The organism is Rhodococcus sp. 06-1460-1B (assembly GCF_002258475.1).
GTDB classification, from domain to species: Bacteria; Actinomycetota; Actinomycetes; order Mycobacteriales; family Mycobacteriaceae; genus Rhodococcoides; species Rhodococcoides fascians.
Window position 1 is genome coordinate 429,092 of sequence record NZ_NOYS01000019.1, and the last position, 15,161, is coordinate 444,252.

The 15,161-nt window shown below is 66.2% G+C and carries 13 protein-coding genes; 6 read left to right on the forward strand and 7 right to left on the reverse strand.

The genetic code is table 11. The annotated features are described in order from the left end of the window. Window position 1 precedes the first annotated feature (1 nt). The gene (locus CH268_RS10200; RefSeq protein WP_228139387.1) at window positions 2-688 is read left to right on the forward strand and encodes an NYN domain-containing protein; all 687 of its coding nucleotides are present in this window, start codon (window positions 2-4) and stop codon (window positions 686-688) included. After that, complete coding sequence (locus tag CH268_RS10205) at window positions 689-4,054, forward strand: MMPL family transporter (protein ID WP_094663695.1); 3,366 nt, start codon at window positions 689-691, stop codon at window positions 4,052-4,054. A 136-nt stretch (window positions 4,055-4,190) separates the two neighbouring features. Here CH268_RS10205 and CH268_RS10210 read toward each other — a convergent pair whose 3' ends face one another. From CH268_RS10210 to CH268_RS10220, 3 genes are all read right to left on the reverse strand, one after another. Beyond that, window positions 4,191-6,104 (reverse strand): DUF2339 domain-containing protein, encoded by a 1,914-nt coding sequence (locus CH268_RS10210; RefSeq protein WP_176457911.1) that lies wholly within the window; start codon window positions 6,102-6,104, stop codon window positions 4,191-4,193. Window positions 6,105-6,179: 75 nt separating this feature from the next. Then, a complete protein-coding gene (locus CH268_RS10215) occupies window positions 6,180-6,830 on the reverse strand; it encodes a DUF1707 SHOCT-like domain-containing protein (protein ID WP_032369502.1) in 651 nt (216 codons plus the stop codon). A gap of 21 nt (window positions 6,831-6,851) precedes the next feature. Next, the gene (locus CH268_RS10220; protein ID WP_027495363.1) at window positions 6,852-7,964 is read right to left on the reverse strand and encodes a glycosyltransferase; all 1,113 of its coding nucleotides are present in this window, start codon (window positions 7,962-7,964) and stop codon (window positions 6,852-6,854) included. 110 nt (window positions 7,965-8,074) lie between these two features. Here CH268_RS10220 and CH268_RS10225 point away from each other — a divergent pair, with 110 nt between their 5' ends. Further along, window positions 8,075-8,464, forward strand: coding sequence for a hypothetical protein (locus tag CH268_RS10225; RefSeq protein ID WP_027495362.1), 390 nt, complete (start codon window positions 8,075-8,077; stop codon window positions 8,462-8,464). Between the two features lie 3 nt (window positions 8,465-8,467). Here the strand turns inward: CH268_RS10225 and CH268_RS10230 are convergent, their stop codons facing one another. Genes CH268_RS10230 through CH268_RS10245 form a run of 4 tightly spaced genes read right to left on the reverse strand, consistent with a single transcriptional unit; the run spans window position 8,468 to window position 11,789 of the window. Beyond that, entirely contained in the window at window positions 8,468-8,686 is a 219-nt protein-coding gene (locus tag CH268_RS10230; protein WP_032367104.1) for a hypothetical protein, read from the reverse strand. 37 nt (window positions 8,687-8,723) lie between these two features. After that, window positions 8,724-9,350 carry a response regulator gene (locus tag CH268_RS10235; RefSeq protein ID WP_027495360.1) on the reverse strand — a complete coding sequence of 209 codons (627 nt, stop codon included), beginning with the start codon at window positions 9,348-9,350 and terminating at the stop codon, window positions 8,724-8,726. Window positions 9,351-9,385: 35 nt separating this feature from the next. After that, entirely contained in the window at window positions 9,386-10,555 is a 1,170-nt protein-coding gene (gene macS / locus CH268_RS10240; protein ID WP_032367106.1) for a MacS family sensor histidine kinase, read from the reverse strand. After that, entirely contained in the window at window positions 10,542-11,789 is a 1,248-nt protein-coding gene (locus tag CH268_RS10245) for an AI-2E family transporter (protein ID WP_371128955.1), read from the reverse strand. The genes macS and CH268_RS10245 overlap by 14 nt, the downstream gene beginning before the upstream one ends. 73 nt (window positions 11,790-11,862) lie before the next feature. Here CH268_RS10245 and CH268_RS10250 point away from each other — a divergent pair, with 73 nt between their 5' ends. From CH268_RS10250 to CH268_RS10260, 3 genes are all read left to right on the forward strand, one after another. After that, window positions 11,863-13,338, forward strand: coding sequence for an adenylate/guanylate cyclase domain-containing protein (locus CH268_RS10250; RefSeq protein WP_032367437.1), 1,476 nt, complete (start codon window positions 11,863-11,865; stop codon window positions 13,336-13,338). A gap of 9 nt (window positions 13,339-13,347) precedes the next feature. Then, a complete protein-coding gene (locus CH268_RS10255; protein WP_094663697.1) occupies window positions 13,348-14,481 on the forward strand; it encodes a lysylphosphatidylglycerol synthase transmembrane domain-containing protein in 1,134 nt (377 codons plus the stop codon). A gap of 112 nt (window positions 14,482-14,593) precedes the next feature. Continuing rightward, the gene (locus CH268_RS10260) at window positions 14,594-15,145 is read left to right on the forward strand and encodes a YceI family protein (protein ID WP_027495356.1); all 552 of its coding nucleotides are present in this window, start codon (window positions 14,594-14,596) and stop codon (window positions 15,143-15,145) included. Window positions 15,146-15,161 lie beyond the last annotated feature (16 nt).

Sequence of the window (15,161 nt, forward strand, 5' to 3'; positions counted from 1 at the left end):
CATGCCCGACACCGTGATCGATCCCGCCGAGCTCGGGGCGATCGGTGAGTCCCGCCACAGCAAGCGAGTCCTGCTCGTGTGGGATGCACCCAACCTGGACATGGGTCTCGGCGCGATCCTGGGTGGCCGGCCCACCGCTGCCTACCGCCCACGATTCGATGCGCTGGGCCGATGGCTGCTCAGCCGCACCGCCGAACTGTCCACCTCGGGCACCGCGACGCTCGAGCCCGAGGCAACGGTGTTCACCAACATTGCACCCGGCAGCGCCGACGTCGTCCGCCCCTGGGTCGAAGCATTGCGTAACGTGGGCTTCGCGGTGTTCGCCAAGCCCAAGGTCGACGAAGACAGTGATGTCGACGCCGACATGCTCGACCACATCGACTTCCGCAACCGTGACGGCGGCCTCGCCGGTGTCATGGTCGCGTCCGCCGACGGTCAGGCGTTCAAGGGGCCGTTGGAGGCCATCGCAGCAACCGGAGTACCCGTTCAGGTACTGGGATTCCGGGAGCACGCAAGCTGGGCTGTCACGTCGGACATCCTGGAATTCCTCGACCTCGAGGACATTCCCGGTGTCTTCCGTGAGCCACTGCCTCGGGTGAGTCTCGATTCGCTCCCCGACGAGGGCGCGTGGCTGCAGCCCTTCCGACCGCTGTCCGCCCTGCTCGTCGGGCGCCAAGGAGTTTCTTAAGTGTTCGCCAGATGGGGAGACATCGTCTACCGCCTGCGGTACACCGTTATCGGTGTCATGGTGGCCGGGCTGTTGGGCTTCGCTGCCTACGGTCTCGATCTCAACAGCCATCTCAGTCAGAGCGGTTGGGACGATCCGACCTCGGAATCGGCCCAGGCTGCCCGTCTGGCGGACACGACGTTCGGACGCGACAAGCAGGGTGACGTCATCGTCCTCTACACCGCGCCCGAAGGTTCGTCGATCGACGATCCGGAATTCCAGTCGAAGGTCGTCTCGAGCCTCGAATCGCTCCCCGTCGACCATCCCGACCAGATCGAGAAGGTCAACGGCACCTACTTCAAGGTGCCCGGCGCACCCAACCTCGCGGCTCTCGGTACCAACGACAAGCAACATGCCATCGCCAGCATCGCGATGAAGGGTGCCGACGACACCGAACTGACCAACAATTTCCAGGCCGTCAAGGACGCCTTCTACATCGACGGCGTCGACGTCCAGGTGACCGGGCTTCAGGCCGTGGCCGGCGCACTGCAGTCGACGATGGCAGGCGACATTCACCGCATGGAACTGTTGGCGATTCCCGCCGTCGCAGTCCTGCTGTTCTTCATTTTCGGCGGCGTCGTCGCCGCGGCACTCCCGCTGATCATCGGCGGTCTGACGGTGGTCGGAGCCAACGGCATCGTCAAGGTGTTCACCAACTTCACCGAGGTCAACTCGTTCGTCGCGCCCGTGGTCTCGCTCGTCGGACTCGGGTTGGCCATCGACTACGGACTGTTCATCGTCTCGAGATTCCGCGAGGAACTCGGTGACGGACATACGACGCCACAGGCCGTGCGCCGCACCGTCATGACGGCGGGTCGCACCGTCGTGTTCTCCGCGACGATGATCGTCGCCTCCCTCGGTGGCCTGCTGCTGTTTCCGCAGGGCTTCCTGAAATCCGTCGCATACGGATCCATCGCCACCGTCGCGCTCGCAGCGCTGACGGCCATTACGATCCTGCCCGCGATGCTGGCCATCCTCGGCCCACGCGTCGACGCCCTCGGTCTGAAGTTCATGCGCAAGACCAAGTCGAGCGAAGAGATCGAGAACGGCATGTGGGGCAAGCTCACCCGCTGGGTGATGCGCAACCCCGTCAAGGTCACCGTGCCCATCGTGCTCGGATTGGTCCTTCTGACGCTGCCCGTCGGCAACATCAAATTCGGTGGCATCAACGAGACGTACCTACCGCCGGACAACGTCACCCGCGTCGCGCAGGGAGAGTTCGACAGCCTGTTCCCCGGCCAGCGCACCGAACCCATCAAGATGGTCATCGAGGGCGCGCAGGGCCCGACGCTCGGCGCGATCACCACGCAGGCGAACAACGCTCCCGGATTGATCGAGAAGTTCACCCCCGTCGGCGCCAGCAAGGACGGCGTCATCGTCTTCAAGGCCGGGTTGACCGATCGCAACGACTCGAAACCGGCCATCGAATTCCTCCGCAGCATCGACGTGCCCGACGGCGCGACGGTCATGATCGGAGGTACCCCGGCAATCGAGCAGGACTCGATCAGCGCACTCATCGACAAGCTGCCACTGATGGCCGTGCTGGTGGTGTTCATCGTGACGATGCTGATGTTCCTGACGTTCGGATCGCTGGTGCTGCCGATCAAGGCGGTGCTGATGACCGTCCTCGGCCTCGGTGCCACCATGGGCATCCTGACGTGGATCTTCATCGAGGGTCACGGGGCGGGGCTGATGAACTTCACCCCGGGGCCGATCATGGCTCCGGTGCTGGTGCTGATCATCTCGATTGTGTTCGGCCTGTCCACGGACTACGAGGTGTTCCTACTCTCCAGAATGGTCGAGGCACGCGAAAAGGGTGCCAGCACAAGCGAAGCCATCCGCATCGGAACCTCGCATACCGGACGCATCATCACCGCGGCGGCGCTGATCCTCATCGTCGTCACCGGCGCGTTCGCGTTCTCCGATCTGGTGATGATGAAGTACATCGCCTACGGCATGATCGCCGCTCTCATCATCGACGCGACGCTGATTCGCATGTTCCTCGTGCCCGCCACGATGAAGCTGCTCGGCGACGACTGCTGGTGGGCTCCGCAGTGGATGAAGCGCATTCAGCGCAAGCTCGGCCTCGGCGAGACCATCCTCGAAGACGAGCTGCTGCCCACCGGAGACGTGCCCGAACTCGCCCTCGCGGGCGGCGCGCCCTCGTCGACCGTCGCACCCCCGATGCGTCCGACACCGCGCCGCGGTGAGCCGCTCACCGAACCCATCCCGGTGGTGGCACCGCACGGAGGCGGACCGATCCGTGCCACGCACGCCGCGAAGGAAGAGTCGCGTCGAAGCGTGACCGGCCGGCCGGCGACGCCACCCGAGCCGACCCGCGCGGCACCGACCACTCCCCCGAAGCAGGCCGAGCCCCAGCCCGATTCGGCGCAGCCGTACTCGTCGCAGGCCTACTCGCCCCAGGCTCGCCCGTCGCAGGCTTACTCGCCGCAGGCACCCGCGGCGCGTCCCACTCCGCCGCGTCCTGCCGAACCGCGCCCACCCGTATCCGGGCCGACTCGGGCTCAGCAGGTTCCGCCGCGTCCGCACGTCGAACCCGAACCGACTCAGGCAGCGGACGTCGCTCGACCCGCTCCCCCGAGTGCCGCACCCGTACCCGAACAGTCGCCTCAACCACCGAGCGCACCCCCGAGCCGCACCCGCAGCACGCGAGCGGGACGGGCCGAGGAACCGGATTCGCGATCCATCGAAAGTTGGCTGGCCGATCTGCGAGCCCCGAGCGCATCGCAGGCACCACGGCCGAGCACTCCGCGAAGCGAGTCGCTCACCAACGGCTCCCACGGTTCTGACAGCCACACCTCGAATGGTCACGGCTCGAACGGTCACGGCACCGGTGCCAACGGGTCGTCGTCCAACGGCTCGACCACCAACGGGGCTGCTACCAACGGGGCTGCCACGAACGGGGCCGACAAGCACGGCACCAACGGCTCGAGTACCGGCACCCACGGCGGCACAGCTGCCGGACGCAACGGTTCCGGGCGAAACGGCAACGCCGACAACGGGTCCGAACGCCGTGGCTCGAACGGAAACGGCATCGACCGCAACGGTTCGGACAGCAGTGGTTCCAACAGCAGTGGCTCCAACAGCAGTGGTTCCGACCACCGCACCTCGGAACGACATGACACCGAAAGCAACGGCAACGGTGTCGGGGCCAGTTCGGAATCGGACCGCGAGGAGAAGCCGTCCGGTCGTCGTGCCGCTCCGTCCACCGAGGGCGGCGACAGTGGCCGCCATCGCGGCGGCGACAACGGCCAGGTGCTCAGTGTCAGCGAACTGTTGGCTCGGGAGCGCAACCGCTCACGCTGACGCGAGTCGTCACAGCTGGGAGGCACCCCTCCCCGGCAACGCGTGAATGGACCACTGCACACCGTCGAGACGTGTGTGCAGTGGTCCATTCACTCAGCGGGGGTCAGTGGGCAGTGGGGTCAGTAGGCAGTGGGGGTCAGGAGGTGACCGCGCCCTCTCGGTCCGCGAACACCTTGGCGTATCGGGTCCCCGCGATCAGCAGCAACAAGCCGACTGCGATGAAGGCGATGACGCGAAACAGGCCGTCCAGGGCGACGAGGTCGAACAGGAACAGTTTGGCGATGGAGGCGGCGGTCAGAGACAGTCCGGCCAGCAGTGCCAGGTGAGCGTGGGCAATACTCCGTAACCCGAAGGCCAGCAGGGCGAATGCTGCGATCATCCACTCGATCGTGGCGGCGGTGTGCCCGGCGGTGAATCCGGTGGTGTTGCCGCCGATCGAGGTTCCCAGGCTCACGGTGGCCGAGGTGAGGCCGTACAGGGCGAGCACTCCGGAGACGATGGCGAGGGTCTGCATTCCGTCGTCGAGGAGTTTCAGTTCGGTCAGGACATAGGCGAACGCGAATGCTGTTGCAGCGAGCAGTATTCCGCCGATGATGATGCCCGCATTCCCGGCAGCGTGATCGGAGTCCAGGAGAGCCTCCGGCGGGGAGATCGAGACGAAGGTCAACGCACCGATCACACCGAACGCGCTTCCGATCAGGTACGCCAACGACGAGCGGGTGCGGTGGGCCGCGGCGAACAGCGCCAGGGCAACCGCGAACAGCACGACCGGACGCACGTCGACCGTCGTCGATCCGACTGCGGCCTGCAGCATGGCCACGGCACCGATGATCGAGACGGTGGTGCGGGCATGCGCCGGCAGCCAGTGCACCAGCAGCACGATGGCCAGTGCCGCGGCCGCCAGAACCAACTGCACGGTCACGGTGGTCCACCGATCGAACACGCTCGCCGAGATCAGAAGCGGTAGCGCAGACAGAGCGGTCATGACGGTGGCCACCACGTCGGAAACGTTGCGGCGCAGCAGTTCCAGAGACATACCCATACCGGACGCGGCCACCAGGACGACGACGAGAAGCAGTCGATAGTCGGTCGGTGCGGACAGGTCGGTGCCGACCAGCGCTATCAGGACCGTGCCGACGAGGGGAAGGGTTCGGACGATCTGCAGCAGCGGCCAATCACGGCCGATCTGGGCCGGGAAGCTCGCAACGTAGGTGGCGATGAAGAACGCGATCAGGGCCAGGGTCGGACCGTCGGTCAGGATGGGCCCGCACGCCGCGACTCCGGCGAGAATCAATACCGCCATCGGCTGCGACTTCCACTGCACTGCGAGAGCTGTTCCCGCAGCGGCGATTCCGAATGCAGCGATCAGGCCGATCACCGGATCGAGCCAGCCGTACAGGACGGACGTTGCCAGAACGTCGAGGTACAGACCCGCAATACCTGTGGCGGCCAGAGCAATTCCGCCGACGCGTCCTCCGGAGCGACCGAACACTCGCACACCGGCACCGATCAGTGCGAGGGAGAACACCCCGCCTGCGGCGACGCGCAGAGGCGGCCCGAACCAGCCGGCCTGTGCGGCCAGAACCAGCAGCATCACGACGCCGACGAGCGTGACACCTGCGCCCGCGACGGCGAGCAGGCGACTGATGACGCCGTCTCGTTGCCACCACGGCTCACGGGGCGGAGCGGGGGGCCGCGGCGCGACCACCGGCCCTCGCAACGGCGGGGCTGCCATGGACTGGCCGACCGCAGGAGGCGGCGTGACCGGAGGTGCCGACACCGGGCCGTGCGCGGCATAGGGCTGCTGCGGTGCAGGCATCTGGGGCGGCGAGAACGTCTGCGGAGGGACGGTCGGCGCAGACGACCGCGGCACCGGCTGTGGCCTGGCGGGAGCCGAAACGGGCACGGAAGTGGGTGCGGTACCGAGCTGCGACTGCAATGTATGCAGGTCGACGGCCACCTGACGCATGTGGTCGCCCAAGGAATCGAAGCGGCTGGACAGGCGCGCGACGAGTTGCGGGTCCAGCCCGGAGTTCTGAGAAGAAGTCATGGGATAGATCCTGCGGGCCGGGCGGCTCGATAGCCTGAGTAGTGCTACTCGGATCCCTCGAGTAGTCCAGCCCGACTATCCGAAAATTTTACGGAACGAGCTGCCGAAGGGGTGCTTGACGGTGAGGGAACCGAAGCGGACCTTCCCGGTGAGCACCACGTGCAGCGGTCCGTACGGCGGGCCGGTGCGCACCTTGTTGGTGACGGTACCTGCGACGGCCTCGGCGCCGTTGACGTCGGCGGTGGCTTCGGTCGGGAGGATCAACGTGACCGAGCTGCAGTAGTCGTCGACGTGGATGTCGACGACCTGGCTGACCATGACGGCCTGCGTGAAGTCGAGTGTCACCGACGACAGCCGCGTCACCACGTTCAACCGGCGCGGTACGTTCCACGGGCCTTTGCGGGTGATGGTGGACATGCTGCCGCGTACCGTGTCCGGGGTACCGCCGCCGTGTCCCCAGTGCTCCTGCACGACGCGGCGCGGCGTCGGTTGTGGGGTGGGATCGGCGAAGGGTTTCGGCGACGGGAGGTGCTCGCCGGCGATCTGCATGCCCGGTAGATCGGCGAGTACCGAGTTCAGTTCGCCCCGGGTCTTCGACGCCAGAGCGGTGTCCATTCTTTCGGTGAACTCACCGAGCGACAACATGCCTTGGCCGACTGCCCGTTGCAGCAGCTGCCCGACGTGCTCGCGTTCGGCATCGGACACTCGCAGATCCCTTGCCTCCATGGGCCCAGGGTAGCGAAGTTCTCAGGCGGCGTGCCCGCGGAGAACCGACAACATTCCGTGTACCGATGCGGGCCAGCCGAACTCTTCGGCGCGTACCCTCGCCGCGATCCGGCGTCCGTCGGCCGGAAGTCGAAGCAGCCGTTGGATTTCCGCTGCGAAGCCGTCGGCGGTGTTGATCGAGGATCCACCGCATTGCGGGGTGACGATCTGGGCCAGTGCCGAGGTTTCGGAGACGACGACGGGCGTGCCCGCGGCGAGCGATTCCAGTGCCGCGAGGCCGAATGTCTCGTGTGGTCCCGGTGCGAGGGCGATGTCTGCCGAGGCGAGCAGCTCGGCGACGGCCGACCTGCCGTCGACGAAGCCGAGGAAGTCGACAGGCAGCCCGCGGGCGCGGCGTTCGAGGCCCGCTCGTCGGGGGCCGTCGCCGGCGATGACCAACCGAGCCCGCATACCCGAATCGCAGAGCGCGGCAAGCGAATCGATGCTGGTCTCGACATGCTTTTCCACCGACAGTCGGCCGCAGTGGACCAGCAGCCGGTCGGCGCTACCCAGCCATGCCGAGCGCGCGCCGGCTCGGCGTCGTCGGGGATGGAACAGCTCGAGATCGACGCCGAGCGGGACTCGATGGACGTTGGGTGTTCCGATTCGATCGAATTCCTGCTGTGCGAACTCGGTGGTGCAGACGACGGCGTCGTACGACTCGGCAGTGCGTCGGTTGGCCGCGTCGGCGAGGGGCCGGGCGTATCGCATCGGCATCGTCTGAGCCAGCAGCCGGTCGAGGCGCTCGTGAGAGATCATCACGCTGCGGATGTCGCGACGCGACGCCCACCTGCCCATTCCGCGCAGGGTCAGCCGATCCGACACTTCGATCACGTCCGGACGTAGACCCGACGCGATCGAGGCCACTCGTCGCGGATCGGCCACACGGTAGCCGCCGGTGAACGGAACTTTCGGCGCCGGCACCTCGACGCGCGTCACTCCCGACTGCAGCGTCGTCTCACTCCACCGGGCACCCGGCACGATCAGCGTCACGTCGTGACCAGCGGCCACGTAGCCCGATCCCAGCTGATCGACGGCCGTCCGCAGACCGCCGGACCGCGGTCCGTAGAAGTTCGCCAGTTGAACGATGCGCACCTGCTCAGTCTCTCCCGCCGGACGTCCACCCGATGCCACGGCGGTGGATGGTGACCGAACGTTCGGCGAATATCCGTGTGGAGACCGCTACCAGCGGGTAGGTGAGAGCTATGCGAGTGACACTGCAATCCACCGGCGACGCCCCGGCACCCGAGGTCTGGGAGCGTTACATGGACCCGACGGTCTGGAAGACCTGGGCTCCGCAGATCATGGGCGTCGAATACCGCGGTGAACGCCTCGACTCCGATACCTCCGGCCGAGTGCTGGGGCCGTTGGGGGTGCCGATCGACTTCGAGGTGCACTCGGTGGACGAACACTCGTGGACGTGGGCGTGGTCGGCATGGTTCCAGAACCGAGCCATCGGCGTGGATCTGACACACGGAGTCGTCTCACGACCCAGTGGAACCAGGGCGTGGATCACCATCGACGGCCCGCTGCCGCTGGTTCTTCCCTACCTGCCGATCGCCAAATTCGCGCTCGGCAGGCTGTGTGCCCAGTAGGGGCTACTCGGACCGGGTGACGGTCTTCTCGTCGCTCTTGTCGGCCACTTCGGTCGGCTCGGGCGTCGGAAGCTCGGACTCCTCGCCCGACCCGTCCAGATGGCCGTCGAATTCGTCGATGGCCTCGGCGCGCTCGTCACCGGTCTGATCCTGGTCGGCGTCGACGCCCTTCGTGTGCTCGGCCGGATCGACTGTCGTGTCCACTGCTTCGTTGTCGGTCATGGGGTCAAGAGTGCCCGTCGGGCCGGGTCGCAAACCCCTACAGACCCTTTTCGATGGCGTACCGGGTCAATTCGACGCGGTTGGCCAGCTGCAGTTTTCGCAGTGTCGCCTGCACGTGGTTCTCGACCGTCCGGTGGCTGAGCGTCAAACGGGTCGCAATCTGCTTGGCGCTGAGCCCTTTTGCGACCAGTCTGAGCACCTCGGTCTCGCGCTCGGTCAACGTGGGGCGGGTATCGGACTCCGGCTCCGGTGACGACGACATCCGCCGGAATTCGCCGAGAACCAAACCGGCCAGACCCGGGGTGAACACCGCTTGTCCGGCTGCGGTGGCGCGGACGGCGTCGAACAGCTCCTCCGCCGATGCGCTCTTGACCAGGTAACCCGTCGCACCAGCTTTGATCGCGTCGAGCACGTCGCTGCGTTCCGCCGATGCCGAGAGCACCAGAATCGTGGATTTCGGGGACGCGTCCAGCACTGCGACGGTGGCATCGGCACCGTTCCCGTCGGGCAGATGCATGTCCATGAGGACGACGTCGGGAGTGGTCGCTCGGGCGCGGCGTCCGGCCGCGGCTACTCCGTCCGCGGTGGCGACCACCCGAAATCCGGCGGCCTCGAGATCCCGGGCGACGCCGTCACGCCACATGGGGTGATCGTCGACGACCATCACCGCGATCTCGGCGTTCGGATTCTCGTCGCCGGTCATCTCGCTCCTCTCGTTCGCGGAACCCGAATTTCCCATTCGGTGCCCTCGCCCTCTCCGGTGTCGAGTATCGCAGTACCGCCGAGAGATTCGACCCGGCCGAGGATGGACTTCGAGACGCCCATCCGGCCCTCGGCCTCGGCGGCGGCGAGCCGTCCGGCGGGTATTCCGCGGCCGTCGTCACGAATGCTCAGGATCAGCTCTCCGTCGACGTCTTCGAGCAGTACGTAGGCCTTCGCATCGGCACCTGCGTGAAGCTCGACATTGGACAGGGCAGTGGTCACAACGGCAGCGAGTTCCTCGGCGACGTCGGATTCGACGAGCACCGGGTCGGCGGGAGTCGACACCGAGATCGACGTACCGGCCTGAGTACGCAGCAGGGCGCGCACGTCGACGATCGATCCGGTGTGATCGTCGCGCGGAGCCGACTGTTCGGAGATCAGCACGCGCAGAGCGACTTCCTGCTCACCGGCGAGCTCCGCGAGTTCGGCTGCCGGCCCACCTATTTCGAGACCTCGACGGCGGACGAGGGCCAGCACCTGCAGAACCCCGTCGTGCACCTGTCGGGCCAGCCGCTCACGCTCCTCGGTGATCGCGGCCAACCGTGCCGCACTGCGCAATTCCTCGTGCGCGCGCCGGGCGGTGTTCGACGCCAATCCCAACGCGAGCCCGGCCGACAGCAGTACCGGGGCGGTGGCGTCCGACCAGAGGTCGGTGTCGAACCGGTCCCGTACCAGGGCACTGACCAACGACATCACCACACCCGAGGCGATACCGCCCTTGGGCCCCAACAGAATTGCAGCGGAGATGACGGCGTTGGTGGCCCACAGGGTGGTGGGCAGGGTCTGGCGGGTGCTGTACCAGTCGTAGTCGGCCACCAACCGCGTCGACGCCATCAGGGCGATCACGATGATCTGATCTGCGAGCACCACCTGCCAGCGCGGCAGGGTGGCCCGCGAGAGCAGGAGTGCCGAAGCCCCGGACCATACGGCCATCAGGGCGACCAACGCCCAACTCAGCCGCGGGTTGGTGTAGTTGTCGACGGTCGCGGCCTGGTAGCTGACGGCGTACACGAGAGTCACCAGACGGAAGGCCTGCGAGGCACGCCACAGCGGGCTGTCGGGATCGGCCGAGTTCAGAGTCGGCCGCACTCGGTCAGTCGTCCGCATCGGTCTTCGGGTCTGCAGTGTTCAGCTCCCCCTTGGCAAGTCGATCGGGCTCGGACGAACCGGGAGGAGTGTCCGGGTCGCTGGGTTCGGCCGAGTACAGCGTGTCGCTGACATCGAGTTCCTCGTACACCTCGTCGGGGTCGTCGGCGAGCAGCGACCGGACGGCGGTGTTGAGCACCGCGACGATCGGGACCGCCAGCAAGCCGCCGACGATGCCCGCGAGCAGAATGCCGACGGTGATGGACAGCACGACGGCCAGTGGGTGCAGCCGAACGGCGCGGCCGAGCAGAAGTGGCTGCAACACATGGCCTTCGAGCTGCATGACCGCTATCACGATGCCCAGGGTGATGACGGCGGTGATGAGCCCCTTCGTCACCAGGGCGATGAACACTGCGACGAATCCGGTCAGCACGGCACCGATGATCGGAATGAAGGCGCCGATGAACACCAGCGAGGCCAACGGAAGTGCCAGCGGTACACCGAGAATGGCGAGCCCGGCTCCGATGCCCACCGCGTCGGCAGCGGCGACGGCCACCGTCGCGCGAACGTATCCCACGAGCGACCCGAAACCTTGGATGCCGGCTGTGCGAATCTTCTTGCGCGCCTTCGTCGGTGCCAGCCGGGTGACGAACTGCCAGATCTGATCACCGCCGTACAGGAAGAAGATCAGCGTGAACAGCGTCAGCAGCGCCCCGGTCAGAATTTCGCCGATCACCGTCGCCGTGGTCAACGCCCCACTGGTGACGGCCTCCTGGTTGTCCTGGATGACCTTGACCAAATTGTCGGTCGCCTGCCGAATCTGGTCTTCGCTGATGTGCAGCGGCCCGTTGCTGAGCCACTCCTCGACGCTGTTGATCGATTGGGTGAACTGATCGCCCACCTGTGGAAGCCCCTCGATGAACTGCTCGACGATGAACGTCATGATTCCGGCGACGACGCCGATGCTTGCGATGATCACGATGATCACCGCAGCGACACGCGGCACTCCCCGACGCTGCATCCAATCGACGATCGGCACCAGCAGAGCGGCCGCCAGCAGCGCCAGACCCAGCGGGATGACCACCGTGCTCAGTTTGGCGATCACATAGGCAAAAGTGATGAATCCGGCAAACAGGACCAGCAGTCGCCACGTCCATTCCGCCCCAACCCGTACCAGCGGATGCACCGAATCTGCGGCCGAAGTGAGGCGCGGGGACGCCCCCGTACCTTGCGCCCGCAACTCGTCGGTGCTCACCCGCTAAATTTAACCTGTGCTGGCATCTTTCCGAGCGGTCTCGCTCACCCTGAAGAGTCGCTGGCCGCTCTATATGCTCTCGATGCTCATCGCCAATGTGTTCGGTGCCGTGCTCGTATTCGCCTTCGTTCGCTACGGTCTGCCCATTCCGGAGTCGCAATCGATCGTCGCCGACCGCGTCCGCAACGTGTACATCTTCGGTGCGTATCTGGGTGTTGCCCTGGTGGTCAGCCTGATCTACGCGTACACACTGCTGCGCTCGGTCATCAGGTGGCAGCTCCGCGGCGGCCCGCCCACCCGCAAGGAACAGATGACGACGCTGCACGCGCCGCTGCGTCAGGCCATCGTGCACCTGATTCTGTGGATCATCGGCGGCATCATCTTCGTGCTGCTGACCATCGCGGAGATGCCGTCGCTGTCCATCGCCGTCATCGTCACCGTCGGCATGGCCGCCACCGTCACCTTCGGTTTCACTTACATGCTCGGCGAACGCATCCTGCGCCCGGTCGCAGCACTGGCACTGAGCGAAGGCCGTTTCGACCGCACGATGACACCCGGCGTCGGTACCCGCATGGCCATGACGTGGGGACTGGGCACGTTGATGCCCGTCATCGGCATCATCTTGCTGTGTGCGACCCAGTTGACGACCGACCTGGTGTTCTCGCCGAACGCGCTGGCCGTGGCCATCATCCTGCTCAGCGTGCTGGCCATCGTGCAGGCCTTCGTCCTGTCGATGCTCACGGCGAGCCAGATCTCCGACCCGATCAGCCAACTGCACAACGCCATCGAACGCGTGCAACGCGGCGAGACCGACGTCGAGGTCGACGTGTTCGACGGCAGCGAGATCGGTCGCCTCCAGGTCGGCTTCAACCGCATGATGGAGGAATCCGCCGAGCGACGCGTCCTGCGTCAGCTGTTCGGCCAGCACGTCGGCGAGGACGTGGCGCGTCGAGCACTGCAGTTCGGTACCGAGCTGGGCGGCGAGACACGATTCGTCGCCGTGCTGTTCGTCGACATGGTCGGATCCACCGCCACCGCGTCGGAACGCCCGCCGAGTGAGGTCGTGGTGTTGCTCAACGAGTTCTTCCGGGTGGTCGTCGACGTCGTCGGACGCCACCACGGCTTCGTCAACAAGTTCATGGGCGACGCGGCGCTGGCGATCTTCGGGGCACCGCTCGACCGTCCCGACGCTCCCACCGCGGCCTTGGCCGCGGCGCGTGAACTGCGTTTCGCTCTGGACGAGATCACCGGACTCGACATCGGCATCGGGGTGTCGGCGGGACTGGCCGTCGCCGGCAACATCGGCGCGTCCGAGCGCTTCGAGTACACGGTCATCGGAGACCCGGTCAACGAGGCGTCGCGGCTCACCGAACTGGCGAAACTGCGGCCCGGACGCGTTCTGGCATCCACCTCGGCCCTGTACTTCGCCGACGACGAGGAGCAGGAACAGTGGGAGTTGGGCGACCAGGTGCAACTGCGTGGCCGACGACGGGCAACCCACCTGGCCTGGCCGGTGGAGTATCCCGACTCCTCCTCGAGTGACGGTTAGTCTGACAGGATGCCCGACCCCAGCTCGACCAGCGGACCCGCAGCGCGGCGCCCGCGAAACCGGCTGAGATGGGTCAAGTGGATCGCCGCAATTGCCCTGGTCGCTCTGCTGGTGGGCGAGGCGATTTACCTGTGGCCACGGCTGCACGAATCCTGGACAGCAGTACGAGAAATCCATTGGGGCTGGCTGGCTGCGTGCGTATTTGCCCAAGCCGTGTCGCTCAGCGCGTTCGGCCGAGTCCAGAAGCAGCTGCTCGACGCGGGCGGCGTGCAGGTGCGGCAACGCAAGTCCGTCGCAGTCATCTACGGCAGCACCGCAATGTCGCTCACTCTGCCCGCGGGCCAGGTGTTCTCGACGGCCTTCACCTACCGCGAGACCCGACGCTGGGGTGCGAGTCCGGTTGTCGCCTCGTGGCAGCTCGCCATCTCCGGCGTCATCGCCGCGGCCGGGTTGGCGGTGCTCGGCGTTGCCGGCGGACTGGTTGTCGGTAGTTCGTTCAACACCTTCACCGTGGTGCTCCCGATCATCGGCGTCATCGCGATCGTGGCCGCTGTCCGATACATCTCGAACCACCCGGAGTCCATCAAACAGTTCGCCCGCTGGGGTCTGCGCAAGTACAACGCGTTCCGCAACCACGATCTCGACGCCGGAGCCGAGGCCATCGACACGGTCATCGGCCAGATCCAATCCGTACAGCTCGGCAAGCGGGACGGCGCGCTCACACTGTCCTGGTCGGCCGTGCACCGGCTCGCGGACGTCGCGTGCCTGGCGTTCGCGTGCTTCGCCGTCGGCGCAGATCCACGACTGTCCGGGCTGTTCATCGCATTCGCGGCGGGCAAGGCCGTCGGATCCGTCCCGCTCGCACCCGGCGGACTGGTGGTCGTCGACGCCACCCTCATCGCGTTCCTGACCAGCGCCGCGTCCATCACCGCATCTCAAGCAGTGGCGTCGGCCCTGGTCTATCGCGGGGTCAGCTTCATCTTGGTCGCCATCGTCGGGTGGATCGTGTTCCTCGTCCTGTTCCGTAAGCACCAGCACGCCGATCTCGAATTCGACATCGCCCTCGAGCGGCAGGAGACCTCCGATCTCGGCCGAGCCGCCGAGCACGATCGCGACTCCAAAGGCGATCCGGAGACCGCGTAGCCCCGTGCCGTTCGGTATGGCATCCGTCACTGTCCGTTCACCCGGAATATATACGGACCCCGGTCCGCTTGTGTACTATGAGTTTGAAACTTCAACCCAACAAGGAGTCCTCATGACCACCGCCATCGCGCTTCCCGAGCTCACCGCAGGCACCTGGGCCATCGATCCCACCCACTCCACCGTCGGATTCACCGTCCGCCACCTGGTGGTCAGCAAGGTCCGCGGCCGTTTCCAGAACTTCAGCGGCACCGTCACCGTCGCCGCCGACGGCACCCCGTCCGTCGACGCCGAGATCGACGTCACCTCGATCACCACCGACAACGAGCAGCGCGACGGCCACCTCAAGACCGCCGACTTCTTCGAGGTCGAGAAGTTCCCGACCGCGACGTTCAAGTCCACCTCGGTCAAGGCCGACGGCGGAGACTTCGTCGTCACCGGAGACTTCACCCTCCACGGCGTCACCAAGTCCATCGACCTCAAGCTCGAGTTCAACGGCGTCAACGCCGGCATGGGCAACGGACCGGTCGCAGGCTTCGAAGCCAGCACCACCATCAACCGCAAGGACTTCGGCATCAGCATCGACATGCCCCTCGAAGGCGGCGGCGCAGTCGTCGGCGACAAGATCGCACTGAACCTCGACATCGAGGCCGGCCTCCAGGCGTAAGTTTCACCCCCGCCTC

Coding starts and splice junctions, on each gene's coding strand:
- CH268_RS10200 (WP_228139387.1), top strand. CDS start 2: ATGCCCGACACCGTGATCGATCCCGCCGAGCTCGGGGCGATCGGTGAG.
- CH268_RS10210 (WP_176457911.1), bottom strand. CDS start 6,104: ATGACTTCTTCTCAGAACTCCGGGCTGGACCCGCAACTCGTCGCGCGC.
- CH268_RS10215 (WP_032369502.1), bottom strand. CDS start 6,830: ATGGAGGCAAGGGATCTGCGAGTGTCCGATGCCGAACGCGAGCACGTC.
- CH268_RS10225 (WP_027495362.1), top strand. CDS start 8,075: ATGCGAGTGACACTGCAATCCACCGGCGACGCCCCGGCACCCGAGGTC.
- CH268_RS10230 (WP_032367104.1), bottom strand. CDS start 8,686: ATGACCGACAACGAAGCAGTGGACACGACAGTCGATCCGGCCGAGCAC.
- CH268_RS10235 (WP_027495360.1), bottom strand. CDS start 9,350: ATGGTCGTCGACGATCACCCCATGTGGCGTGACGGCGTCGCCCGGGAT.
- macS (WP_032367106.1), bottom strand. CDS start 10,555: ATGCGGACGACTGACCGAGTGCGGCCGACTCTGAACTCGGCCGATCCC.
- CH268_RS10250 (WP_032367437.1), top strand. CDS start 11,863: ATGCTCTCGATGCTCATCGCCAATGTGTTCGGTGCCGTGCTCGTATTC.
- CH268_RS10255 (WP_094663697.1), top strand. CDS start 13,348: ATGCCCGACCCCAGCTCGACCAGCGGACCCGCAGCGCGGCGCCCGCGA.
- CH268_RS10260 (WP_027495356.1), top strand. CDS start 14,594: ATGACCACCGCCATCGCGCTTCCCGAGCTCACCGCAGGCACCTGGGCC.